This window comes from Streptomyces sp. LaPpAH-108 (assembly GCF_000373625.1).
Classification (GTDB): Bacteria; Actinomycetota; Actinomycetes; order Streptomycetales; family Streptomycetaceae; genus Streptomyces.
In genome coordinates, this window is record NZ_KB891995.1 from 626998 (window position 1) to 650372 (window position 23375).

Genomic DNA, 23375 nt, shown 5'->3' on the forward strand with positions numbered 1-23375 from the left:
TCAAACTCACTATGGCAGGAGGGACGGGGCGACACCGCTCCGTATGGATGGACGTGAAGCGATACTTCCGTGGGCCGGTCATGTGGATCGTGCTGGCCGTCCTTGCCGTGGTCGTGTTGATGACGGTCGTCGGCCAGTCCGGCGGCTACAAGACGGTGGACACAGGCCAGGTCGTCGCCGCGATCAACGACAACAAGGTCCAGTCGGCCAAGGTCACCACCGGTGACGAACAGACCATCAAGGTCAACCTCAAGCCCGGCGTGAAGGTCGAGGGCAGCTCGAAGATCCAGGCGAGCTACATCGGCGACCAGGGCGTGGCGATCGCCCAGACCCTGCAGAACAAGTACCAGGACAAGCAGATCGCGGACGGGTACACCGTCTCGCCCTCGAAGCAGAACCCGTTCGTCGGCGTCCTGCTCTCGCTGCTGCCCTTCGTCCTGATCGTCGTCGTCTTCCTGTTCCTGATGAATCAGATGCAGGGCGGCGGCTCCCGGGTCATGAACTTCGGCAAGTCCAAGGCGAAGCTCATCACCAAGGACACGCCGAAGACGACCTTCTCCGACGTGGCGGGCTGCGACGAGGCCGTCGAAGAACTCCAGGAGATCAAGGAGTTCCTTCAGGAGCCGGCCAAGTTCCAGGCCGTCGGCGCCAAGATCCCCAAGGGCGTGCTGCTCTACGGCCGTCCCGGTACCGGCAAGACGCTGCTCGCGCGTGCCGTCGCCGGTGAGGCCGGGGTGCCGTTCTACTCGATCTCCGGCTCCGACTTCGTCGAGATGTTCGTCGGTGTGGGCGCCTCCCGCGTCCGCGACCTCTTCGAGCAGGCCAAGGCGAACGCCCCGGCGATCGTCTTCGTCGACGAGATCGACGCGGTCGGCCGCCACCGCGGCGCCGGCCTCGGCGGTGGTCACGACGAGCGCGAGCAGACCCTGAACCAGCTCCTGGTCGAGATGGACGGCTTCGACGTGAAGGGCGGCGTCATCCTGATCGCCGCCACGAACCGGCCCGACATCCTGGACCCGGCGCTGCTGCGTCCCGGTCGTTTCGACCGGCAGATCGCGGTCGACCCGCCGGACCTCCAGGGCCGCCTGGAGATCCTGAAGGTCCACCAGAAGGGCAAGCCGGTCGCGCCCGACGTCGACCTGGCCGCCGTCGCCCGCCGGACCCCCGGCATGACCGGCGCCGACCTGGCCAACGTGCTCAACGAGGCCGCCCTGCTCACCGCGCGCAGCGATCAGAAGCTGATCGACAACCAGGCGCTGGACGAGGCGATCGACCGTGTGGTCGCGGGCCCGCAGAAGCGGACCCGGATCATGTCGGACAAGGAGAAGAAGATCACCGCGTACCACGAGGGCGGTCACGCCCTGGTCGCGGCGGCCTCGCCGAACTCCGACCCCGTCCACAAGATCACCATCCTGTCCCGGGGCCGCGCCCTGGGCTACACGATGGTGCTCCCGGACGAGGACAAGTACTCGACCACGCGCAACGAGATGCTGGACCAGCTCGCCTACATGCTGGGCGGCCGGGCGGCGGAGGAACTGGTCTTCCACGACCCGACCACCGGCGCCGCGAACGACATCGAGAAGGCCACCAACGTGGCCCGCGCGATGGTCACCCAGTACGGCATGACCGAGCGGCTCGGCGCCATCAAGTTCGGCGGCGACAACAGCGAGCCGTTCCTGGGCCGTGAGATGGCTCACCAGCGCGACTACTCGGAAGAGGTCGCCGCGCTGGTGGACGAAGAGGTCAAGAAGCTCATCGAGACCGCGCACAACGAGGCGTGGGAGATCCTGGTCGAGAACCGCGACGTGCTCGACAACCTGGTCCTGGCCCTCCTGGAGAAGGAGACCCTGGGCAAGGAGGAGATCGCCGAGATCTTCGCCCCGATCCACAAGCGCCCGCCGCGGCCCGCGTGGACCGGTTCCTCCCGCCGTACGCCCTCCACCCGCCCGCCGGTGCTCTCCCCCAAGGAGCTGGCACTGACCAACGGTGCGAACGGCGCCACGGCCGCGATCAGCACGGTCAAGTCCACGGCCGCCGAGGCGGCCCCGGTCACGGAGCAGTCCCCCGAGGACCGCACCGACAGCTGACCCTTCGGCCAGCTGGCCGGAATGTATGCCGCGCCCCCCGGGTTCTAGCCTGGGGGGCGCGGCATTTCGCCATGTCCGCGCGGGCGAGACGTACAGGAACGAGGCAACAGATGACCGACCCCGTGACGCTGGCCGGAAACGGCCCCGTCGGCGAGTTCGACGAGAAGCGCGCCGAGAACGCGGTCCGCGAGCTGCTGATGGCGATCGGCGAGGACCCGGACCGCGAGGGCCTGCGGGAGACTCCGGGGCGGGTGGCGCGGGCGTACCGGGAGATCTTCGCGGGGCTGTGGCAGCAGCCCGAGGACGTGCTGACGACGACGTTCGACCTGGGGCACGACGAGATGGTCCTGGTGAAGGACATCGAGGTCTACAGCACCTGTGAGCACCATCTGGTCCCGTTCCGGGGCGTGGCCCACGTCGGGTACATCCCCTCGGTCTCCGGGAAGATCACGGGCCTGTCGAAGCTGGCCCGCCTGGTGGACGTCTACGCCCGCAGGCCCCAGGTGCAGGAACGGCTCACCACGCAGATCGCGGACTCCCTGATGGAGATACTGGAGCCCCGGGGCGTCATCGTGGTCGTGGAGTGCGAGCACATGTGCATGTCGATGCGGGGCATCCGCAAGCCGGGCGCGAAGACCATCACCTCGGCGGTACGCGGCCAGCTGCGGGACGCGGCGACCCGCAACGAGGCGATGAGCCTCATCATGGCGCGCTGAGCGCGCCGAGCGCGGAACGGATCAGGCGCCCCCCGGCCCGGTGTGCCGTCAGGCCACCGGGTGCGGGCGGCCGTTGTTCTCGTCGTCGTCCTCGGGGAGGCGGCAGACGCGCTCCAGGAAGATGGCCGCCGCTATGACGGCGATGCCCGCGAGGACCGCGAAACCGGCGTAGACGGCCTGGTCGCGGCGGGGCGGAAGGTCCAGCAGCTCCAGCAGGAAGACGCCCGTGCCGCCGTAGATGCCGCAGACCAGGGCGGCGACCAGGGCGCTGGCGTGGCCGAAGACCACCGCGCGGGCGGCCATCATCGGGTCGACCCCCTTGGCACCGGGACGGCGCTCGCGCTGGGCCTTGAAACGGCCGCGCAGCGAGAGCGCCGTGGCGAAGAGCACCACGGCGATCAGCGCCAGGACGATGGGGGCGGCCAGCGGCACGCCGGGCAGCGTCCCGAGCGAGTTCCACAGGCGGGCGCCCGCCCAGGACAGGACGCCGGCCGCGACGAACACGCCGGCCAGCACCCTGATGCGCAGCTGTTTCACGGTGTCCCTTCAGCTCCCCCCGGACCCGTCCCGGCCCGCGGTCGTCCTGACCTTAACGACTACTCGGGCAGTCGGAGTTCCAGATCCCCGCGCGGGGCGACGCCCTCCCGGGTGACGGCCGACAGCAGCTCGGCCACCGCGCCCCGGCCCGGCAGTTCGGCCGCGGGGTCCACGTCGTGCCAGGGGGCCAGGACGAAGGCCCGCTCGTGGGCGCGCGGGTGGGGGAGGGTCAGCTCGGGGTCGTCGGAGGTGACACCGGCGTACGAGACGATGTCCACGTCCAGGGTGCGCGGGCCCCAGCGCTCGTCGCGGACCCGGTGGAAGGCCTCCTCCACGGCGTGGGCCCGCTCCAGCAGGGAGGACGGGGGCAGCGTGGTCTTCAGCAGGACGACCGCGTTGAAGTACGCGGGCTGGCTGCCGGGCGCGACGCCCCACGGCTCCGTCTCGTACACCGGGGAGACGGCCTTCACCCGGACACCCGGGGTGTCCTCGAAGGCGTCCACGGCGGCCTGCAGGGTCTCCAGGCGGTTGCCCAGGTTGGCGCCGAGGGAGAGCACGGCCCACTGGGGGTTGTGCAGGGTCGAGTCGGCCTCGTCCACCTTCTGGACGACGGACGCGGGGACCGGCTGGACGGTCGGGTCGCTCTGCCCCTGGGCGAAAGGTCGGGTCATGCTCGGCTCCGGAGGATGGTGACGGTCACGTCGTCGAAGGGCACGGTGATCGGTGCGTCCGGCTTGTGGACGCACACCTCGACCTCCCGCACCGCGTCGTGCTTCAGGCAGGTCTGGGCGATCCGCTCGGCCAGCGTCTCGATCAGGTTCACCGGCTCGCCCTCGACCACGGCCACGACCTCCTCGGCCACCAGGCCGTAGTGCACGGTCTTCGCCAGGTCGTCGTCGGCCGCGGCCGGCCGGGTGTCCAGGCCGAGGACGAGGTCCACGAGGAAGGTCTGGCCCTCTTCGCGCTCCCTGGGGAACACGCCGTGGTGCCCACGGGCCTTCAGGCCGCGCAGCGCGACACGATCCACGCGAATCACTCCTGCAATCGTCGGGAACGGCCGGTCGGTGCCGCGGGCGGGCGGCGCACCGGCCTTGGACGAATCTACCTGCGGGCACCGACAGGGCCGGGCCACGGGGTGTCGGCCGGTGCCGGACCGGGATCGTTCACCGGGAGGGAACCCCGTGAATTCCGGCCGCGCCGCCGACTGGTGTGCGCACCTACCCGGGCCGGGGTGATTCCAACCACTCCCGCCGGGGTGTTCAGGCCAGGGTGCCGTCGTCGTCCGGGTGGGAGCCGTTGTCCTCGTCCTCGTCGTCGTCGGAACCCGCGAGCACCGGGGAGGCGTGGTGCGACCAGAGCTTCCAGCCCGCCGGGGTGCGCCGGAAGGCGTTGGTGGCGACGACCAGCTGGCCGACCAGCGGGCCCAGCTCCTCGCCCTCCTCAGGGGCCGGGCCCCCGCTGAGGATGTTCTCGGTGCAGGTGACCAGCGCCGTGTCGCCGGTGACGGAGACATGCACGTCGGTCAGGAAGAACTGGATGTAGTCGGTGTTCGCCATGATCAGCGCGTACGACCGAAGGACCTCGCCGCGCCCGGTCAGCACCGGCCAGCCCGGGTGCACGCAGGAGATCACGCCCGCGTCGGCGGGGTCGTGGTACTCCTCGTCCACGCCGAGGTCGGCGGGGGTGAGCCAGAGACCGGCCAGCTCCTCGAAGTCGCCGCGCTCCAGCGCCTCGTAGAAGGCGGTGTTGGCGGCCGAGACCTGTTCGACGTCCAGATGCGGCGCGCTCACCGCGCTCCTTCCGCCGACGTACCGGCCGACGTACCGGCTGCGGGGCCCCGCTCCCGGGCCGACTCGACCGCGCGGGCCACGCGCACCGCGTCGGCGGTGGCGCGCACCTCGTGCACCCGTACGGCCCAGGCGCCCGCCTGGGCGGCCAGCGCGGAGACCGCGGCGGTGGCCGCGTCGCGCTCGCGGGCGGGCGGGGTGACGCCGTCGGGCCCGGCCAGCACATGGCCGAGGAAGCGCTTGCGGGAGGCGGCCACGAGCAGCGGGTGGCCGAGCGCGCGCAGCCGGTCCAGGTGGGCGAGCAGGGCGAGGTCGTCGTCGGCGTCCTTGGAGAAGCCGAGGCCCGGGTCGACGACGATCCGGTCCGGGGCGACACCGGCCGCGAGGACGGCGTCCACCCGCGCGCGCAGCTCGTCCACGACCTCGGTGACGACGTCGGCGTACTGCCCCCGGACGTTGCCGCCCGCCAGCAGGCCGCGCCAGTGCATCACCACGAAAGGAGCCCCCGCGGCGGCGACCACCGGGAGCATCGCGGGGTCGGCGAGACCCCCGCTGACGTCGTTGACGAGCGCGGCGCCCGCCGCCAGGGACTGCTCGGCGACCGAGGCGCGCATGGTGTCCACGGAGACGACCACGCCCTCGGCGGCCAGCCCGCGCACCACGGGGATGACCCGGCGCAGCTCCTCCGCCTCGTCCACCCGGGTGGCGCCGGGCCGGGTGGACTCGCCGCCCACGTCGACCAGGTCGGCGCCCTCGGCCACCAGGTCGAGACCGTGCTTGACGGCGGTGGTCGTGTCGAACCAGCGGCCACCGTCGGAGAAGGAGTCGGGGGTCACGTTGACGACCCCCATGACCGCGCACCGGTCCCGTTCCGGCAGGCCCGCCACCCGGCCGCGTCCGCTGTGGTTGTTCATACGTTCAGCGTAGGCCCCGAAGGGGGCGGGGCCGTGTCAGGCGGCGCGTACGTCGTGTTCGACGGCGGCGTGCCCGCAGGGGCGCGGGGTGGTGGCCCGGCGTCCGCGCAGAAAGCGCGGCAGGGGCAGCGCGAGGTTGACGAAACCCTCCGCCTGCATGGCGGCGAAGCCGATGCGGGGCAGATCGCCGGAGGCGCGGTAGACCAGGAAGCGGGGCTCCCAGCGCGGCTGGAACTTGGCGTTGAACTTGTACAGCGACTCGATCTGGAACCAGCGCGAGAGGAACACCAGGAGCCCGCGCCAGGCGCGCAGCACCGGGCCCGCGCCGATCTTCTCGCCGCGCGCGAGGGCGGAGCGGAACATCGCGAAGTTGAGCGAGACCCGGGTGATGCCGAGGCGGGGCGCGGCCTGGAGGGCGGCGACGATGAGGAGTTCGTTCATGCCGGGGTCGGCGGAGCGGTCGCGGCGCATCAGGTCGAGCGAGGCGCCGTCGGGGCCCCAGGGCACGAAGTGCAGGATCGCCTTGAGGTCGCCGTAGGGTCCGGGCACCTCGTCCTGCTTGTGGGCGGTGGCGATCAGGCAGTCGCCGTCGGCGGGGTCGCCGATGCGGCCGAGCGCCATGGAGAAGCCGCGCTCGGTGTCGGTGCCGCGCCAGTCCTCCGCCGCGCGGCGGATCCGCTCCAGCTCGGCGTCGCCCAGGTCACGCACCCGCCGTACCCGGGTCTCGTAGCCGGCCCGCTCGATGCGCTTGACCATCTGGCGCACGTTGCGCATCGCGCGTCCGGCGAGCGAGAAATCCGCCACGTCGACCACCGCCTCGTCGCCCAGCTCCAGGGCGTCCAGGCCGGTCTCGCGGGTCCACACCTCGCCGCCCGTCTCCGAGCAGCCCATGACGGCCGGGGCCCAGGAGTGGGCCTTGGCGACGTCCATGAAGCGCTCGATGGCGCCGGGCCACGCCTCCACGTCGCCGATCGGGTCGCCGCTGGCCAGCATCACGCCGGAGACGACGCGGTAGGTGACGGCGGCCTTGCCGCTGGGGGAGAAGACGACGGCCTTGTCGCGGCGCAGCGCGAAGTGGCCGAGGGAGTCGCGGCGCCCGTGCCGCTCCAGGAGGGCGCGCAGCCTGCTCTCGTCCTCCTCGGTGAGGCGGGCGGCCGGGTGCTCGGGGCGGAAGGCGAGATAGCTGGTGGTGGCGGCGGTCAGCCAGCCGAGCGCGCCGAGCGAGAAGGCGACCGTCCAGGAGGTGCTGCCCTGGTAGTCCACCGGGCCCTCGAAGCCGAACAGGCCGTAGACGACGTGCGTCAGCCGGTCGGCCAGGCTCGGGTCGCCGATCGTGCGGCCGGGGTGGACGCTGACGATGACCAGTCCGAGGGCGAGGGAACCGGCGCCCATGAGCACGAGGTTGGCCAGCGCCCACCAGCGGCTGCGCGGGTCGGGCAGCGCGGCGAACTCACGGCGGTAGCAGAGCAGGACCGTGAAGAGCACCAGCGAGATGAACATGCCGATGAGCGAGTGCCGGTACAGGAACTGGGCGACCGCGCCCGCGGGCAGCAGCGCGACGGCGGCCCGCCAGGCCCGCCGCTTGCGCCGTTTGAGCCCGTGTCCGAGCAGCAGCAGAAGCACCCCCGCGCTGAGCGAGAGCGCCGCCGCGAACGGCCCGAAGGACCCGGGCAGCACCTCGGCCAGCGCGTGCATACGGCTGTGACGGAAGCGCGGGAACACGCCTGCGGCGATGTCCACGATCCCCACGAGGGCGCACGCCCGGCCCGTCAGGACGGGAACGGCCTCCGGACGCGGGCCGCGCGGAAAGCGCCGCGCCCGGTTCGGTCGGCCCGGAACCTGGCCTGACTTTTCCCCATCTATCCTGACAGACATCGCATCCCGTAGTTCTGCGAGAGACCTTGAAGCCCGGTGCCGATCGGGGCATCCGGTCACATTGCGCCTTCTAGGACGGTGTGCCGGTCTCAGAGGTTCACTCCTCTTCGGAAAGCCGGGTCAAAGGTCAAGGAAAGCCCCGGGCAAGACCGCGTGACGAAGCGTGGCGGCCGGGGCTGAAACGCGGACAGGAATTCAGCCCATGGGTCTCACGAGCAACAAACTGCTGCTGCTGGCGGTCGTGTTCGCCGTCGCGTTCTTCGGCGCGACACTGTGGCTGTGGCCCCGGCTGGCCCGGTCCACCTGGCGCACCCTCGTCGGCCGCGCCGGGCTCCTCCTGGCCACCCAGCTGGCGCTGATCTGCTCGCTCGGGCTCGCCGCCAACCAGGCGTTCGGCTTCTACGCGGGCTGGGCCGACCTGTTCGGCACGGAGACCGACCAGGGCATCGTGATCGACCAGTCCACCGACAGCTCCGCGGGCGGCCCGCTCCAGGTCGTCTCCACCTCGCGGGTGAAGGGCGGTTCGGGCTCGGACGCCGATCCGCAGACGGCGGGGCAGATCCAGAAGGTGGACATCGTCGGCCGCGTCTCCCACCTGGCCACCCCGGCGTACGTCTATCTGCCGCCCGAATACTTCCAGCCGCAGTACCGCACCCGCACCTTCCCCACCACCGTCGTGCTGACCGGCTACCCGGGTACGGCCCAGGCACTGATCTCCAAGCTGCACTATCCGCGCACCGCGCGGGAGCTGGCCAAGAACGGCCGGATGCAGCCGATGATCCTGGTGATGCTGCGCCCGACCCTCGCACCGCCGCGCGACACCGAGTGCGTGGACGTGCCGAACGGCCCGCAGACCGAGACCTTCTTCGCCACGGACCTGCCCGAGGCCGTGCTCGCCCACTACCGCGTGGGCAAGCGCCCCGGCAGCTGGGGCATCGTCGGCGACTCCACCGGCGGCTACTGCGCGCTGAAGCTGGCGATGCGTCACCCGGGCACCTACGCCGCCGCCGCCGGGCTCTCGGCGTACTACTCCGCGCCTCTCGACCCGACCACGGGCGACCTCTTCCACGGCGACCAGAACCTGCGCGATCACGCCGACCTGCACTGGCTGCTCAAGCACGAACCGGCGCCCGACACCTCGCTGCTGGTCACCAGCAGCCGGGTCGGCGAGCACAACTACAAGGACACCCTGAACTTCATCAAGGAGGTCCGGGCCACCGACCGGACCAGGATCTCCTCCATCATCCTGGACAGCGGCGGCCACAACTTCAACACCTGGCGACGGGAGATCCCGCCGGCCCTCCAGTGGCTCAGCGGACAGCTCACCGACCGCTGAAACCGGACAACCTGACACTCTGTGACGCGAGCGGTGTGGCCGGATTTTTAGGCCACCCGGGTCCACCAGCCGCCTACGCGCGGTAAGTTTCTGGCCATGCCACGTGGACGCCACCGTCATTCCCCGCCTCTGCACCGGCTGCTGCCCTCGACGGCGATCGCCGGGGTCTCCGTCGTCTGCGCGCTGGCCCCCTGGGTGTTCGCCGGTACGGGGGTGCTGCGGGCGCTGTCCGCCGTCGTCGCGGTGACGGCCGTCGCCGGTGCCGTCGTGATGCGCCGCTGGGACGCCCAGGCGGGCAAGCAGGTCGCCGACCTCACGCGCGCGCGGGCCAGCGACGAATGGCGTTTCGAGGAACGCGTCGCCGAACTGGAGACCGACCTCGAAGAGGCACGCGAGGTGCGCGCCAAGCTGGAGCGGCGGCTGCGGGCCAAGCGCGCCGAACTGGCCGGGCTGCGCAACGAACACGCCTCCCTGCTGCGCCGGTACGCCACGGCCGAGACCGAGCGCGCCAGCGCCCTGGAGGGCCGACGGCTCCTGGAGCTGGAGTCGGGCGACTCCGCCGACGCGCTCGCGCTGCCGCCGGGGACGGGGGCGGAGTCCGAAGAGGGCGCCGCTGCCGAGGAGCCGACGGAGCCTCAGGTTCAGGAGCGGGACGACGACGTGGTGGCGTCCCGTCCGGAGCCTGCCGCCTCGGTGTTCTCCGCCGAGGGCGCGGAGCTGTTCCGGCGGGCCGGTACGGCGCTGGCGCGGCTCGACCGGGACCGCGAGCGGGAGCGGGCGGCGGCCAAGTCCGAGTCCGCGAAGTCCACGGCCGCCCGGAGCGAGACGGCCAGGGCCGCGTCCATACCGGCCGAGACGGCGACGTCCGAGACCGTCGAGTCCGAGCCCGCGGACCCCGAGCCGGTCGACGCGGAGGCCGAGGCGGACAGCGCCTCGCAGGCGGACAGCGGTGAGGTGACCGGCGCGGCCGACACCGAGACCGGCGTCGAAGCCACCACCGAGACCGCCCCCGATCCCGACGCCGACACCCACACCCGCGCCGAGGCCACGCCCGAGCCCGCCGCCGAGGCGCCCGTCTCCGCGCGCCATGCCCGCCGCGCCGGCCACTTCACCGTGCCGACCGCCGTGGCCGTCGTCTCTCCCCAGCCCACCCGGCGCCCGGGCGTCGAGGGCGGGTTCGACTTCTTCGGCACCCAGAAGCAGACCGCGACGCCCGCCCTGGGCGCCGTGCAGAACGAGGACCTGGCGGACGTCGTCGGCCAGGAGGCGCTCGCGCTGCACAAGGCGGACGCGGAGTCCGGCTACAAGCCCGCCGTCGGTGAGGCCGGGCAGGTCATCGACCTGACCGCGCACGACGAGACGGAGCACATCGACGTACAGGGGCTGCGCAGCGTGGTCTCCTGACCGGCGCCGCAGCGTCCACGAGCCCGGCCCTCCCGACCAGGGAGCGCCGGGCTCGTCCGTTTCCGCCGCCCGCGCGCGCGTGAGGGAGACTGGGACCATGACAGCGACCCAGACCACGGTCGGGATCGGCGGCGCCGCCGAGAGCACCGACATGGTGCTCAACATCGGCCCCCAGCACCCGTCCACGCACGGTGTGCTCCGGCTGCGGCTCGTGCTGGACGGCGAGCGCATCCAGCGCGCGGAGCCGGTGATCGGCTATATGCACCGGGGCGCCGAGAAGCTTTTCGAGGCCCGCGACTACCGCCAGATCATCATGCTCGCCAACCGCCACGACTGGCTGTCGGCGTTCTCCAACGAGCTGGGCGTCGTCCTCGGGGTGGAGCGGATGCTCGGCATGGAGGTCCCCGAGCGCGCGGTGTGGACGCGCACGCTGCTCGCCGAGCTGAACCGGGTGCTCAACCATCTGATGTTCCTCGGCTCCTACCCGCTGGAGCTGGGCGGGATCACGCCCGTCTTCTACGCGTTCCGCGAGCGCGAGGTGCTGCAGAACGTCATGGAGGAGGTCTCCGGCGGCCGGATGCACTACATGTTCAACCGGGTCGGCGGCCTCAAGGAGGACCTGACCGACGGCTGGACCGGACGCGCGCGGGACGCGGTGGCCGCCGTGCGCTCCCGCATGGACGTCTTCGACGACCTGGTGCTCGGCAACGAGATCTTCCGGGGGCGCACCCGGGGCGTGGGCACGCTCGCACCCGAGGCCGTGCACGCCTACGGTGTGAGCGGACCCATCGCGCGCGCCTCCGGCGTGGACTTCGACCTGCGCCGCGACGAGCCGTACCTGGCCTACGGCGAACTCCAGGACACTCTCGAGGTCGTCACCCGCACCGAGGGCGACTGTCTCGCCCGCTTCGAGGTCCTGCTCGCGCAGACCCACAACGCCCTGGACCTCGCGGACGCCTGTCTTGACCGGCTCGCGGAACTGCCGCCGGGCCCGGTCAACCAGCGGCTGCCCAAGGTGCTCAAGGCACCCGAGGGTCACACCTACGCCTGGACCGAGAACCCGCTCGGCATCAACGGCTACTACCTGGTCAGCAAGGGCGAGAAGACGCCGTACCGGCTCAAGCTGCGCTCGGCGTCGTACAACAACATCCAGGTGCTCGGGGAGCTGCTGCCCGGGACGCTGGTGGCGGACATGGTGGCGATCCTGGGGTCGATGTTCTTCGTGGTGGGGGACATCGACAAGTAGGGCTCGCTAGAGGGGGGTTCCGTCCAGTCCGACCGGCTGGAGGAGCCAGCCGAAGTCGCCGAGGCCACCCGGCGCGGTGAGTTCGGCCGCCTCCCCGGCGCGCGCGAGGGCGCGGACGTATCCGGCGGGGTCCGTGGTGGCGAGTGCGAGCGGGGGGCGTACGCCGGTCACGTCCAGGGCGCGGAGGGCCGCGCGCTGGGTGAGCGGGCCGGGCGCCTCGGTGTTCGCCGCCGCCGCTCCGGCCGCCGCGCACGCGTCCAGCGCGACATGCGCCGTGATGTCGCACGTGCCGTCCGGCACCGGGGCCGTCTCCCGGCCCTCCCGGAAGCCGGTGAGGGTGCCGAACGGGGGGCGTGCGCCGAGCGCGTGGGTGTAGTCCACGGCCACCGCGAGCCCGCGCTCGACCCGGCGTACGGCCGCGGCCCAGGCGAGGTCACGGGGGAGCCCGATCTCCGCGCGGGCGCCCGGTTCGGCGGGCAGCGGCCACCAGCGGGCCAGCCAGTCGGCCGCCGGTCCCTCGAGCGGTTCCCCGAGCCGTTCGGTGCCGTCCGGGGCGACCAGGACGCGCCGGGGCACGCCCGCCGGGTCCGTCTCGGCCACGTCCACGGGGACGTTGTCCAGCCACTCGTTGGCGAAGAGCAGCCCGGTGAGCGCGTCCGGCAGCTCGTCCCGCCACTCGATCCGCCCGTCCAGGTCCGCCGGACGGTCCGCGAGTTCCACGGCGTACGCGCGCGTGCGGGCCGCCACCTCGGCGGGCAGGGCGGCGAGGACCCCCGTGACCAGCTCGCCGCGCCCCGCCCCGAGGTCCGCGAAGTCCAGCCGCTCCGGCCGCCCCAGCGCCTCGTCCACCCGGCACAGCAGCCGGGCCACCGCCGCCGCGAACAGCGCCGAGGCGTGCACGGAGGTGCGGAAGTGCCCGGCGGGGCCCTCGGGACGCCGGTAGAAGCCACCGGGGCCGTAGAGCGCGTCCTCGGTCGCCGCCCGCCAGCCGCGCCACACGTTCTCCGCGCCGGGTTCCTTCGTCACCGGGACAGCCTAGGTCCCCCCCCGGATCAGCCCTTCCGGAAGTCCCCGGCATGATCCTCGGCCCACCGCCCGAAGGTGCGGGCGGGAACACCGGTGATCTTCTCCACCGTGTCGGTGATCTCCGGGGCCACGCCGACGGTCGCGGCGAAGCTCTTCAGCAGGGACTGGACGAACTCCGGCGGGGCGTGCGGGAACAGCTCGGGCCCGGCCTGCTCGGGCGACACCTCCACGAAGGTCAGTTCGCGTCCGGTCGCCCGGCCGATCGCGGCGATCTGGTCGGTGTTGGTGGTCGCCTCCGGCCCGGTCAGGCGGTGTACGGCGCCTTCATGGCCGTCGTCGAGCAGCGCGCGTTCGGCCACGGCGGCGATGTCGTCCTCGTGGATCGGGGCGGTGAGCGCGTCGGCGAAGACCCCGCGCACGGTGTCGCCCTTGCGCAGCTGAGGCGCCCACTGGAGGGCGTTGGTGGCGAACGCGTTCGGGCGCAGGAACGTCCAGGCGAGGCCGCTGTCGCGGATCTGCCGCTCGGCCGTGGCGTGCAGGACGTGGATGGGGTGGCTCTCGTCGGCGCTCCCGCCGACGATGCCGGAGGAGAGCAGCACGACGTGCCGTACGCCCGCGGCCCGGGCGGCGGCGAGCAGGCCCGGGCGGTCGTCGCCCCCGGCCTGGACGTAGAGGAAGAGCCCGGTCACCCCGTCGAACGCGGCGCCCGGATCGTCCGGCCGGAAGCGGACCACCTCGGCGCCCTCGGGCAGCCCCGCGTTCTCCGGGTCGCGGGTCAGGGCCCGTACCGGTTCGCCCGCGGCGACGAGCCGTTCGACGAGGGCACGTCCGACGTTGCCGGTGGCGCCGGTCACTGCGATCACGATGGCCTCCTGGGGCTCGGGTGGAGCGTCCTTCCCTGGCCCGGCCGAGCCTAGGGGGACGGACCGGTGGCGGGCATCGGCCGGAAGGACCGGTGCGCCCTCCTGCCCTGGCCCTAGGGCCACGGCATCCACCTTGCGGCGTACACGTATCGCGTACGGATCGCCCCTCCGGCTGACCCCGGGTGCGTCCGCCCTACCTACTCTGGGTTACGTGCAGCGTCTCTATGACTTCCTCCGCCGCCACCCGACGTGGGTCGACTGCTTCTGGGCCGTCGTCCTGCTCGGGCTCTCCGGTGTGAGTGTCGTGAACATGGACGGCACCCCGAACCACCATGGCACCTACGCCGAGGCATGGGCCGTCTCCGTGGTCCTGTGCGCGGTCCTGGCCCTGCGCCGGCGCCTGCCCGAGATGATGCTCCTCGTGGTGCTCGCCACCGGAGTGGCCCAGCTGATCCTGGACGTCCAGCCGGTCGCCGCGGACTTCGCGATGCTGGTGATCACCTACACGGTCGCCGCGACGGGCGCCCGCTGGGCCTCGCGGCTCTCGCTCGGGGGCAGCCTGGTCGCGGCCTCGCTGGCGCAGCTGCGCTGGCCGAACGAGCACACCAGCGGGCTCGGGCAGATCGCGCTCGCCGTGTTCCAGACCGTGCCGTTCGCGCTCGCCTGGGTGCTGGGCGACTCGATGCGCACCCGGCGCGCGTACTTCGCCCAGCTGGAGGAGCGCGCGGCCCGGCTGGAGAAGGAGCGCGAGGCGCAGTCCAAGGTCGCGGTGGCCGCCGAGCGCGCCCGGATCGCGCGCGAGCTGCACGACGTGGTCGCGCACAACGTGTCCGTCATGGTGGTCCAGGCCGACGGCGCCGCCTACGTCCTGGACGCCGCCCCCGACCAGGCCAAGAAGGCCCTGGAGACGATCTCCTCCACCGGCCGCCAGGCCCTCGCCGAGATGCGCCGCCTGCTGGGCGTGCTGCGCACCGGTGAGCACCAGGAGAGCGGGGAGTACGTCCCCCAGCCCGACGTCGGCCAGATCGACGACCTGGTCGCGCAGTGCCGTGACTCCGGCCTCCCGGTGGACTTCAAGGTCGAGGGCACCCCGCGCCCGCTGCCCAGCGGGGTCGAGCTGACCGCGTACCGCATCGTGCAGGAGGCGCTGACCAACACGCGCAAGCACGGCGGCCCCGAGGCGGGCGCCAGCGTGCGGCTCGTCTACTTCGACGACGGGCTCGGCCTCCTGGTCGAGGACGACGGCAAGGGCGCCCCGCACGAGCTGTACGAGGAGGGCGGCGCCGACGGGCAGGGCCACGGGCTCATCGGGATGCGGGAGCGGATCGGCATGGTCGGCGGCACCCTGGACGCCGGACCCCGCCCCGGCGGCGGCTTCCGCATCAGTGCCCTGCTGCCGCTCAAACCGGCCAACTGATCCCCTCGTACGCCCCACTCCCCCCGCTACCGGAAGAGGACCCATGACGATCCGCGTGATGCTCGTCGACGACCAGGTGCTGCTGCGCACCGGGTTCCGGATGGTGCTCGCCGCCCAGCCGGACATGGAGGTCGTCGCGGAGGCGGGCGACGGCGTGGAGGCGCTTCAGGTGCTCGCCGCCACCGAGGTCGACGTGGTCCTCATGGACGTGCGGATGCCCAAGCTGGACGGCGTGGAGACGACCCGGCGGATCTGTCTGGAGCCCGACCCGCCGAAGGTGCTCATCCTGACCACGTTCGACCTGGACGAGTACGCCTTCTCCGGGCTCAAGGCGGGCGCCTCCGGCTTCATGCTCAAGGATGTGCCGCCGGGCGAGCTGCTGAGCGCGATCCGCGCGGTGCACAGCGGCGACGCGGTGGTGGCGCCGTCCACCACCCGGCGGCTGCTCGACCGCTTCGCGCCCATGCTGCCCGCCGCCGGACCGCAGCCCCGGCACAAGGAGCTGGGCCGGCTGACCGACCGCGAGCGCGAGGTCATGATCCTGGTCGCACAGGGGCTGTCGAACGGGGAGATCGCCGCGCGCCTGGTCCTGTCCGAGGCGACCGTGAAGACCCATGTGGGCCGCATCCTGACCAAGCTCGGGCTGCGGGACCGGGTGCAGGTGGTCGTGCTGGCGTACGAGACGGGGCTGGTGCGGGCGGGCGGGAACGGCTGAGGGGGCGCGGCCTGGCGGATCGTTGCGGCGAAGGATCGTTTCAGCGCAGGACGCCCTCCAGGAAGTCGCTGCCGAGGCGGGCCACCGCCGAGAGGTCCAGCTGGTGCCGTACGTACCGGCCGTGGCGGCAGCTGGTGATCAGCTCGGCCTTCTTCAGGACGGCCAGGTGGCGGGAGATCTCCGGCGCGGACATGCCGTGCGCGTCGGCCAGTTCGCTGGTGCTGTACGGGCCGCGGGCCAGATGGCGGCACAGCCGCAGCCGGGTCGGGTGGGCGAGCGCTTCCAGGCGGCGGGTGAGCTGTTCGACGGTGGGCGCCTGCGGGCGGGGCGCCTGGGCCGGGTAGATGATCACGGGCTGCCAGCCGTGGCGGTGCAGGACCAGGACGTGCGGCCAGCCGATGCCGGTCGGGACCAGGACCAGGCCGCCGTCACCGGTGGCGGTACGGCCCACCAGGAGCTTGTCGACGGTGACGGTGCGCGTCTCCTCGTCCACCGTGACCGCGTTGGACAGCGAGGAGAGCGCGTCGGCGGGGCCCTTGCGGTTCAGCAGCTCGGTGCGGTGCCGGGCGTCCGCCGCCAGCTGGGTCTGGGTGCGGGCCCACAGGTCCGCGAAGAACGCCTCCTCGCAGTCGAGCACCAGCCTGCGGAACCAGGCGCGGACGGCGGGCGGATCGTCCAGGATGCGCCGGGTGAACCGTTCCTGGCGTGTCCCGCGCGCGGCGGCCAGCTCCAGGGCGCGGCAGCGGGCCACCGGATCGGTGAGCGGGCTCGCCTCCGGGCGGCCGGGCCGGTAGGGCATGCAGCTGAACTCCGTCGCCGCCAGCACGAACTGGTCGTCCGTCAGCTGGTCCAGCAGCTCCAGCTCGTCGAGCAGCGTGGCCCCCGGGAGCGCGCGCCGCCCGGGAATCCCGGCGAACGGCCAGAAGATGTCCGCGATCGACGTCCGCCACAGGAACTCCGCCTCGCACAACCGGTCCGCCAGACACGCCTCGAGCCGCCCGCTCACCCCGGTCGCCCAGCCGTGCAGCTGCGGATGATGGCCCGTCTCGCTGAGGGCGTGCAGGGCCATCCCCAGCTCCGCCAGCGGGGACGGCACAGCGGTGATCCGCTCCGCGGCCAGCCCGTCGATGTCGATGGTCACGCTCATGACGTCCATGGTGCCGGTCGCCTCCGGCGGTCCGGCGATGGATTGACGCGGGCCGTCAATCGACGCGACACCCCTCGGTCCTGGCAGGCCGCCCGGTGAGGGGCCGCTGGCGCGCCGCGCTGACCGGGTGGTCGGGGCGCCGGTCCCGGACGTCGTAGGTCCAGGGGCGGGCCCAGAGCCTGGCTCAGTCCTTCAGTAGCCGTACCCGCTCCGCGAACTCCGTCACCGCCCGCTTCACGTCCTCCGGGGTCCAGATGAGGCCCGCTTCGGTGACCGTGACCTCGGTGGTCGTGAGGCCCGGGCCCGCTGTGTCCCAGGCGTTGGCGAAGAGCATCGTCCCCGTTTCCTCGGCCTGGCGGATCGCGGCTTCCGCGGCCGTGTCGGGGTCGTACGGGAGCCAGACCTGGAACTCGTGGGTGTGGGGTTCCTCGGGGTGGACGCGGGACCAGGGGAGGCCGGCGGTGGCGAGGGCTTCGCGGAGGGCGGTGGCGATCACGCGCGCGTGATGGACGTATTCCGGGAGGCGGGGGAGTTCACGGTCCAGGCCGACGAGGGCGGACAGGACGGTCGGGAACTGCTGGAAGACGGTGCCGCCGTAGCGGTGCCGCCAGGTGCGGGCCTCCTCGATCAGGCTCGTGGGACCGGCGAGGGCGGCGCCGCCGAAGCCGCCGAGGGACTTGTAGAACGACACGTAGACGCTGTCGGCCAGGCCCGCGATCTCCTCCAGCGGGCGGCCGAGACGGACCGTCGACTCCCACAGGCGCGCGCCGTCGAAGTGCACCACCGCGTCCCGTTCGCGCGCCGCCTCCACGGTCTCCGTCAGCTCCTCCCAGGTCGGCAGCAGGAACCCGGCGTCCCGCAGCGGGAGTTCGAGCATGAGGGTGCCGAAGGGCTCGGGGAACTCCGCGACCTCGGCGGCCGTGGGCTGCCGGTGTTCGGTCGTCAGGATCACCGGCCGCAGCCCCGCGACCTGGCTCAGCGCATGGCGTTCGTGCCGCTCGGGGTGGCCGAGGGCGTGCAGAGCGACGACGGGGTTGCCGGTGCGGGCCGCCCAGCAGCGCAGGGCCACCTGCTGGGCCATCGTCCCGGTCGGGAAGAACGCGGCGGCCTCCGTGCCGAGCAGCGCGGCCACCCGCTCCTCCAGGGCGGCCACGATCCGGTCGCCGTACAGGTCCGTGGGCTCGTCCAGGTCGTACACCCCGGGCGCCGCCTCCTGGAGGTGCGCGAGGCGTTCGCGGAGCGTGCCCCGCCAGCCCGCGCGCGAGAGCACCCGCCGCGCCCCGCGCAGCGCCGCCGCGCGCCGCTCCCGCAGCGAGGGCTCCTCCGAGGCACCCGGCCCCTCGCCCTGGAACCCGCCCGGCTCCCCGCCCCGGAACCCGTCCTGCGCCCCGTCCCGGAACCCGCCCCCGCCGCCCTGCCCCGCCGTATCCGTCATACGGCCGATGATGCCCCGCGCCCCCACCCCCGGGCACCGGAGTTTTCCCGCCCCCGCCGCCCACAGCCTGTGGACAACCTGAGCCGCTTCCCCGGATAGCGTTAACATGACGAGAAATCGTCCGGTACCCAGATGCGGACTGGAACGGGAAGGCCACCGTCGCGTGAGTACAGTCCACCAGCCAGACAGCAAGGACCGCCCCGCGCGGCTCACCGTGGGCGTCGTCGGCGCCGGACGCGTGGGCCCCGCGCTCGCCGCGTCCCTCCAGCTCGCCGGGCACACCCCGGTCGCCGTCTCGGGGGTCTCCGACGCCTCCCGCAGGCGCGCCGAGGCGATGCTCCCGGGCGTGCCGCTGGTGCCGCCCGCCGACGTCCTCGGCCGCGCCGACCTGGTGCTGCTGACCGTCCCCGACGACGCGCTGCCCGGCCTGGTCACCGGCCTGGCCGAGACCGGCGCCGTCCGCCCCGGCCAGCTCCTGGTGCACACCTCGGGCCGGTACGGCGTCTCCGTCCTGGAGCCCGCCCTGCGCGCGGGCGCGCTCCCGCTCGCGCTGCACCCGGCGATGACCTTCACCGGCACCCCCGTGGACGTACAGCGCCTGGCCGGCTGCTCCTTCGGCGTCACCGCGCCCGAGGAGCTGCGCCTTGCCGCGCAGGCCCTGGTCATCGAGATGGGCGGCGAGCCCGAGTGGATCGCCGAGGAGAACCGCCCGCTCTACCACGCGGCCCTCGCCCTCGGCGCGAACCACCTGATCACCCTGGTCGCCCAGTCCATGGAGCTGCTGCGCACCGCCGGTGTCGACGCCCCCGACCGGATGCTGGGCCCGCTGCTCGGCGCCGCCCTGGACAACGCGCTGCGCTCCGGCGACGCGGCCCTGACCGGCCCGGTCGCGCGCGGCGACGCCGGTACGGTCACCGCGCACCTCGACCAGCTGCGGAAGCACGCGCCGGACGCGGTGGAGGGCTACCTCGCGATGGCCCGCGCCACCGCCGACCGCGCCCTCGCCTCGGGCCTGCTCAAGGCCGAGCTGGCCGAGGACCTGCTGGGAGCGCTCGCCCCCACCGCCGACGGCCCCGGCGGAACGAACGGAACGAACGGCCCCGAGGGGAACGCCCGATGACCACCACCCTGCTGAGCACCGCCGACGAGCTGCACGCGCGCGTGCGGCGCGGCCGACGTGCCGTCGTGATGACCATGGGTGCCCTGCACGAGGGCCACGCCACGCTGATCCGCGCCGCGCGCGCGATCGCCGGGCCCGAGGGCGAGGTCGTCGTCACGGTCTTCGTCAACCCGCTCCAGTTCGGCGCGAACGAGGACCTGGACCGCTACCCGCGCACCCTGGAGGCCGACCTCGCGCTCGCCGGGCGCGCGGGCGCCGACGCGGTCTTCGCGCCCTCGGTGGACGAGGTCTACCCCGGCGGCGACCCCCAGGTCCGCATCACGGCGGGCCCCATGGGCGAGCGCCTGGAGGGTGCCACCCGCCCCGGCCACTTCGACGGCATGCTCACCGTCGTCGCCAAGCTGCTCCACCTCACCCGCCCCGACGTCGCCCTCTACGGCCAGAAGGACGCCCAGCAGCTCGCCCTCATCCGGCGCATGGTGCGCGACCTCAACTTCGGTGTGGAGATCGTCGGCGTGCCGACCGTGCGCGAGGAGGACGGGCTCGCCCTCTCCAGCCGCAACCGCTACCTCTCGCCCGAGGAGCGCGACACCGCCCTCACGCTCTCCCGCGCGCTGTTCGCGGGCCGCGACCGGCACGCCGCCCAGGAGGCGCTGCGCGCCCGCGCCCGCGAGGTGCCCTCCACCCAGGCGCGCGCCGAGGCGCTGAGCGCCATAGGCGAGTCCCGCGCGGCGGCCGACGCGCACGCCGTGGCCACCGCCGTACCCGGCGGTCCGGCCGCCGTCCGCGCCGCCGCCCGGCAGATCCTGGACGAGGGCGTCCACTTCGAACCACCGCTCGTCCTGGACTACCTCGCCCTGGTCGACCCCGCCGACTTCACCGAGATCGGCGACGGCTTCACCGGCGAGGCCGTCCTGGCCGTCGCCGCCCGGGTCGGCTCGACCCGGCTGATCGACAACATCCCTCTCACCTTCGGAACCCCCGGAGCCGCCTCGTGACCAGCACCGGTATACGACTGCACGCGCCCGCCCCCGGCTGGGCCATCCCGGCCGACGTGGTGGTCGTCGGCTCCGGCGTGGCCGGGCTGACCGCCGCCCTGCGCTGCGAGGCGGCGGGACTGACCACGGTCGTCGTCACCAAGGCCCGCCTGGACGACGGCTCGACCCGCTGGGCCCAGGGCGGCGTCGCCGCCGCGCTCGGCGAGGGCGACACGCCCGAGCAGCACCTGGACGACACCCTGGTCGCGGGCGCGGGCTTGTGCGACGAGGAGGCCGTACGCCTCCTGGTCACCGAGGGCCCAGGGGCCGTACGGCGGCTGATCTCGACCGGCGCCCGGTTCGACACCGACGACGCGGGCACCATCCAGCTCACCCGCGAGGGCGGCCACCACCGCCGCCGTATCGCGCACGCGGGCGGGGACGCCACCGGCGCCGAGATCTCCCGCGCGCTGGTCGACGCGGTCCGTACGCGCGGGCTGCGCACCATCGAGAACGCGCTCGTGCTCGACCTGCTCACCGACGCCGAGGGCCGCACCGCCGGGGTCACCCTGCACGTCATGGGCGAGGGCCAGCACGACGGCGTGGGCGCCGTGCACGCGCCCGCCGTGATCCTCGCGACCGGCGGCATGGGCCAGGTGTTCTCCGCGACCACCAACCCGGCCGTCTCCACCGGCGACGGCGTCGCGCTGGCCCTGCGCGCGGGCGCCGAGGTCAGCGACCTGGAGTTCGTCCAGTTCCACCCGACCGTGCTCTTCCTCGGCCCCGACGCCGAGGGCCAGCAGCCGCTGGTCTCCGAGGCCGTGCGCGGCGAGGGCGCCCACCTGGTCGACGCCGACGGCACGCGCTTCATGGCCGGGCAGCACGAGCTGGCCGAGCTGGCCCCGCGCGACATCGTCGCCAAGGGCATCACCCGGCGCATGCAGGAGACGGGCGCCGAGCACATGTACCTCGACGGCCGCCACTTCGGCGCCGAGATGTGGGAGCGGCGCTTCCCGACCATCCTGGCCGCCTGCCGCGCCCACGGCATCGACCCGGTCACCGAGCCGGTCCCGGTCGCCCCGGCCGCCCACTACGCCTCCGGCGGCGTCCGCACCGACGACCGGGGCCGTACGACGGTCCCCGGCCTGTACGCGTGCGGAGAGACCGCCTGCACCGGCGTCCACGGCGCCAACCGGCTCGCCTCCAACTCCCTGCTCGAAGGGCTCGTCTACGCCGAGCGCATCGCCGCCGACCTCGCGGCAGCTCACGCCGACGGCACCCTCACCGCGCGCGTGCCCGCCCCCGTGCCGTACGCCGAGCGGCCCGCGCACCCGCTGCTCGCCCCCGAGGCCCGGTACGCCGTCCAGCGGATCATGACCGAGGGCGCGGGCGTGCTGCGCTCGGCGGACTCGCTCGCGCGCGCCGCCGAGCGCCTGGAGCGGCTGCACGCCGAGGCGCGCGAGGCCCTGGAGACCGACGGCAAGACCCCCGAGCCCGGCGTGGACACCTGGGAGGCCACCAACCTCCTGAGCATCGCCCGGGTGCTGGTCGCCGCCGCGCGGCTGCGCGAGGAGACCCGGGGCTGCCACTGGCGCGAGGACCGCCCCGAGCGCGACGACGACCACTGGCGCCGCCACATCGTGGTGACGCTCCGCCCGGACCGTTCCCTGGCCGAGCGCGTCACCGAGACCGCAGACTTCCCCCCGACCCGGTGACACCGGCCCCAGGCCCGGCCACCCCGGCGCAGACCTGTCCCACCCGCACCCGTCCCCAGGAGCAGTGACGAACGTGAGCACCGAAGACCTTCCCCTCGCCCCCACCGGCGGCTGCGGTGACGGCTGCGCCTGCGGCGCGGGCGGCGAGGAGGACGAGGAGTACCTGGAGTGCGGGCTCGACCCCGCGCTCGCCGAACTGCTGGCCGCCGCCGGGCTCGACCCGGTCGAGGTCGAGGACATCGCCAACGTCGCGGTCCAGGAGGACCTGGCGGGCGGTGTCGACGTGACCACCGTCGCGACCATCCCCGAGGACGCGCGCGCCACCGGTGACTTCACCGCGCGCGAGACGGGCGTCGTGGCGGGCCTCAGGATCGCGGAGGCCGTGCTCTCCGTGGTCTGCGAGGACGAGTTCGAGGTCGAGCGGCACGTCGAGGACGGCGACCTGGTCGAGGCCGGGCAGAAGCTGCTCACCGTCACCGCCCGCACCCGCGACCTGCTCACCGCCGAGCGCAGCGCGCTGAACATCCTCGGCCGCCTCTCCGGCATCGCCACCGCCACGCGCGCGTGGGCCGACCTGCTGGAGGGCAGCCGCACCCGGGTCCGCGACACCCGCAAGACCACCCCGGGCCTGCGCTCCCTGGAGAAGTACGCGGTGCGCTGCGGCGGCGGCGTCAACCACCGCATGTCGCTGTCCGACGCGGCCCTCGTCAAGGACAACCACGTGGTCGCCGCGGGCGGCGTCGCCGAGGCGTTCAAGGCCGTACGGGAGGCGTTCCCGGACGTGCCCGTCGAGGTCGAGGTGGACACCCTGCACCAGCTGCGCGAGGTCGTGGACGCGGGCGCCGACCTGATCCTGCTGGACAACTTCACGCCGGGGGAGTGCGAGGAGGCCGTCGCGCTCGTCGGCGGGCGTGCCCAGCTGGAGGCGTCGGGCCGGCTCACGCTGGAGAACGCGCGCGCGTACGCCGAGACCGGGGTGGACTTCCTGGCCGTCGGCGCCCTCACCCACTCCGCGCCGGTCCTGGACATCGGCCTGGACCTGCGCGCGGCGGAGTGAC

The 23375-nt window shown here is 73.3% G+C and carries 21 protein-coding genes; 11 read left to right on the forward strand and 10 right to left on the reverse strand.

Going from position 1 to position 23375, the window contains the following annotated elements:
- Positions 1 to 47 precede the first annotated feature (47 nt).
- Positions 48 to 2087: an ATP-dependent zinc metalloprotease FtsH gene (ftsH, locus tag B079_RS0121955; protein WP_018547992.1), complete on the forward strand. Its 2040-nt coding sequence runs from the start codon at positions 48 to 50 to the stop codon at positions 2085 to 2087.
- 110 nt (positions 2088 to 2197) lie between these two features.
- Positions 2198 to 2803 carry a GTP cyclohydrolase I FolE gene (gene folE, locus B079_RS0121960; RefSeq protein WP_018547993.1) on the forward strand — a complete coding sequence of 202 codons (606 nt, stop codon included), beginning with the start codon at positions 2198 to 2200 and terminating at the stop codon, positions 2801 to 2803.
- 48 nt (positions 2804 to 2851) lie between these two features.
- Here folE and B079_RS0121965 read toward each other — a convergent pair whose 3' ends face one another.
- The 6 genes from B079_RS0121965 to B079_RS0121990 all read right to left on the reverse strand — a co-directional run bounded on the left by B079_RS0121965 (position 2852) and on the right by B079_RS0121990 (position 7916).
- Positions 2852 to 3340: a DUF3180 domain-containing protein gene (locus B079_RS0121965; protein WP_018547994.1), complete on the reverse strand. Its 489-nt coding sequence runs from the start codon at positions 3338 to 3340 to the stop codon at positions 2852 to 2854.
- Between the two features lie 59 nt (positions 3341 to 3399).
- Positions 3400 to 4011, reverse strand: coding sequence for a 2-amino-4-hydroxy-6-hydroxymethyldihydropteridine diphosphokinase (gene folK / locus B079_RS0121970; RefSeq protein WP_018547995.1), 612 nt, complete (start codon positions 4009 to 4011; stop codon positions 3400 to 3402).
- Positions 4008 to 4367 (reverse strand): dihydroneopterin aldolase, encoded by a 360-nt coding sequence (folB, locus tag B079_RS0121975; protein WP_018547996.1) that lies wholly within the window; start codon positions 4365 to 4367, stop codon positions 4008 to 4010. Before folB ends, folK begins: the two co-directional genes overlap by 4 nt.
- Positions 4368 to 4599: 232 nt before the next feature.
- Positions 4600 to 5130 carry a nuclear transport factor 2 family protein gene (locus B079_RS0121980; protein WP_018547997.1) on the reverse strand — a complete coding sequence of 177 codons (531 nt, stop codon included), beginning with the start codon at positions 5128 to 5130 and terminating at the stop codon, positions 4600 to 4602.
- Complete coding sequence (gene folP / locus B079_RS0121985; RefSeq protein ID WP_018547998.1) at positions 5127 to 6041, reverse strand: dihydropteroate synthase; 915 nt, start codon at positions 6039 to 6041, stop codon at positions 5127 to 5129. Before folP ends, B079_RS0121980 begins: the two co-directional genes overlap by 4 nt.
- Before the next feature lie 36 nt (positions 6042 to 6077).
- Positions 6078 to 7916, reverse strand: a complete 1839-nt coding sequence (locus B079_RS0121990) for a phosphatidylglycerol lysyltransferase domain-containing protein (RefSeq protein ID WP_078496039.1) — start codon at positions 7914 to 7916, stop codon at positions 6078 to 6080.
- Positions 7917 to 8118: 202 nt separating this feature from the next.
- Here B079_RS0121990 and B079_RS0121995 point away from each other — a divergent pair, with 202 nt between their 5' ends.
- The 3 genes from B079_RS0121995 to B079_RS0122005 all read left to right on the forward strand — a co-directional run bounded on the left by B079_RS0121995 (position 8119) and on the right by B079_RS0122005 (position 11902).
- Positions 8119 to 9252 (forward strand): alpha/beta hydrolase, encoded by a 1134-nt coding sequence (locus tag B079_RS0121995; RefSeq protein ID WP_018548000.1) that lies wholly within the window; start codon positions 8119 to 8121, stop codon positions 9250 to 9252.
- Between the two features lie 96 nt (positions 9253 to 9348).
- Entirely contained in the window at positions 9349 to 10656 is a 1308-nt protein-coding gene (locus B079_RS0122000) for a hypothetical protein (protein WP_018548001.1), read from the forward strand.
- A gap of 97 nt (positions 10657 to 10753) precedes the next feature.
- A complete protein-coding gene (locus B079_RS0122005; protein ID WP_018548002.1) occupies positions 10754 to 11902 on the forward strand; it encodes an NADH-quinone oxidoreductase subunit D in 1149 nt (382 codons plus the stop codon).
- A gap of 6 nt (positions 11903 to 11908) precedes the next feature.
- On the opposite strand, the gene B079_RS0122010 is transcribed toward B079_RS0122005, so the two are convergent.
- Both B079_RS0122010 and B079_RS0122015 read right to left on the reverse strand, forming a co-directional pair.
- Complete coding sequence (locus tag B079_RS0122010) at positions 11909 to 12928, reverse strand: SAM-dependent methyltransferase (RefSeq protein ID WP_018548003.1); 1020 nt, start codon at positions 12926 to 12928, stop codon at positions 11909 to 11911.
- Between the two features lie 26 nt (positions 12929 to 12954).
- A complete protein-coding gene (locus tag B079_RS0122015) occupies positions 12955 to 13791 on the reverse strand; it encodes an NAD(P)H-binding protein (protein WP_018548004.1) in 837 nt (278 codons plus the stop codon).
- Positions 13792 to 14002: 211 nt separating this feature from the next.
- Here B079_RS0122015 and B079_RS0122020 point away from each other — a divergent pair, with 211 nt between their 5' ends.
- Both B079_RS0122020 and B079_RS0122025 read left to right on the forward strand, forming a co-directional pair.
- Positions 14003 to 15208 carry a sensor histidine kinase gene (locus B079_RS0122020; RefSeq protein WP_018548005.1) on the forward strand — a complete coding sequence of 402 codons (1206 nt, stop codon included), beginning with the start codon at positions 14003 to 14005 and terminating at the stop codon, positions 15206 to 15208.
- Positions 15209 to 15251: 43 nt separating this feature from the next.
- On the forward strand, positions 15252 to 15923 hold the full coding sequence (locus B079_RS0122025; RefSeq protein ID WP_018548006.1) for a response regulator: 672 nt from the start codon (positions 15252 to 15254) through the stop codon (positions 15921 to 15923).
- Between the two features lie 40 nt (positions 15924 to 15963).
- On the opposite strand, the gene B079_RS0122030 is transcribed toward B079_RS0122025, so the two are convergent.
- Together B079_RS0122030 and B079_RS0122035 are read right to left on the reverse strand one after the other, a co-directional pair.
- On the reverse strand, positions 15964 to 17070 hold the full coding sequence (locus B079_RS0122030) for a DUF5937 family protein (protein WP_026248932.1): 1107 nt from the start codon (positions 17068 to 17070) through the stop codon (positions 15964 to 15966).
- A 184-nt stretch (positions 17071 to 17254) separates the two neighbouring features.
- Positions 17255 to 18505, reverse strand: a complete 1251-nt coding sequence (locus B079_RS0122035; protein WP_078496056.1) for a threonine aldolase family protein — start codon at positions 18503 to 18505, stop codon at positions 17255 to 17257.
- Between the two features lie 163 nt (positions 18506 to 18668).
- On the opposite strand from B079_RS0122035, the gene B079_RS0122040 reads away from it, so the two are divergent.
- From B079_RS0122040 to nadC, 4 genes are all read left to right on the forward strand, one after another.
- Positions 18669 to 19625 (forward strand): Rossmann-like and DUF2520 domain-containing protein, encoded by a 957-nt coding sequence (locus tag B079_RS0122040; RefSeq protein WP_026248933.1) that lies wholly within the window; start codon positions 18669 to 18671, stop codon positions 19623 to 19625.
- Positions 19622 to 20623: a pantoate--beta-alanine ligase gene (gene panC / locus B079_RS0122045; protein ID WP_018548010.1), complete on the forward strand. Its 1002-nt coding sequence runs from the start codon at positions 19622 to 19624 to the stop codon at positions 20621 to 20623. The genes B079_RS0122040 and panC overlap by 4 nt, the downstream gene beginning before the upstream one ends.
- Positions 20620 to 22317: an L-aspartate oxidase gene (locus tag B079_RS0122050; protein WP_018548011.1), complete on the forward strand. Its 1698-nt coding sequence runs from the start codon at positions 20620 to 20622 to the stop codon at positions 22315 to 22317. Before panC ends, B079_RS0122050 begins: the two co-directional genes overlap by 4 nt.
- 73 nt (positions 22318 to 22390) lie before the next feature.
- Positions 22391 to 23374, forward strand: coding sequence for a carboxylating nicotinate-nucleotide diphosphorylase (gene nadC / locus B079_RS0122055; protein ID WP_026248934.1), 984 nt, complete (start codon positions 22391 to 22393; stop codon positions 23372 to 23374).
- The last annotated feature ends 1 nt before the right edge of the window (position 23375 follow it).

Excerpts from the sequence above, each read along its gene's own strand:
- B079_RS0122030 (WP_026248932.1), bottom strand. The coding sequence starts at position 17,070 with ATGAGCGTGACCATCGACATCGACGGGCTGGCCGCGGAGCGGATCACC.
- B079_RS0121995 (WP_018548000.1), top strand. The coding sequence starts at position 8,119 with ATGGGTCTCACGAGCAACAAACTGCTGCTGCTGGCGGTCGTGTTCGCC.
- ftsH (WP_018547992.1), top strand. The coding sequence starts at position 48 with ATGGACGTGAAGCGATACTTCCGTGGGCCGGTCATGTGGATCGTGCTG.
- B079_RS0122035 (WP_078496056.1), bottom strand. The coding sequence starts at position 18,505 with ATGACGGATACGGCGGGGCAGGGCGGCGGGGGCGGGTTCCGGGACGGG.
- B079_RS0122000 (WP_018548001.1), top strand. The coding sequence starts at position 9,349 with ATGCCACGTGGACGCCACCGTCATTCCCCGCCTCTGCACCGGCTGCTG.
- folE (WP_018547993.1), top strand. The coding sequence starts at position 2,198 with ATGACCGACCCCGTGACGCTGGCCGGAAACGGCCCCGTCGGCGAGTTC.
- folK (WP_018547995.1), bottom strand. The coding sequence starts at position 4,011 with ATGACCCGACCTTTCGCCCAGGGGCAGAGCGACCCGACCGTCCAGCCG.
- B079_RS0121990 (WP_078496039.1), bottom strand. The coding sequence starts at position 7,916 with ATGTCTGTCAGGATAGATGGGGAAAAGTCAGGCCAGGTTCCGGGCCGA.
- B079_RS0122025 (WP_018548006.1), top strand. The coding sequence starts at position 15,252 with ATGACGATCCGCGTGATGCTCGTCGACGACCAGGTGCTGCTGCGCACC.
- folP (WP_018547998.1), bottom strand. The coding sequence starts at position 6,041 with ATGAACAACCACAGCGGACGCGGCCGGGTGGCGGGCCTGCCGGAACGG.
- panC (WP_018548010.1), top strand. The coding sequence starts at position 19,622 with ATGACCACCACCCTGCTGAGCACCGCCGACGAGCTGCACGCGCGCGTG.
- B079_RS0122005 (WP_018548002.1), top strand. The coding sequence starts at position 10,754 with ATGACAGCGACCCAGACCACGGTCGGGATCGGCGGCGCCGCCGAGAGC.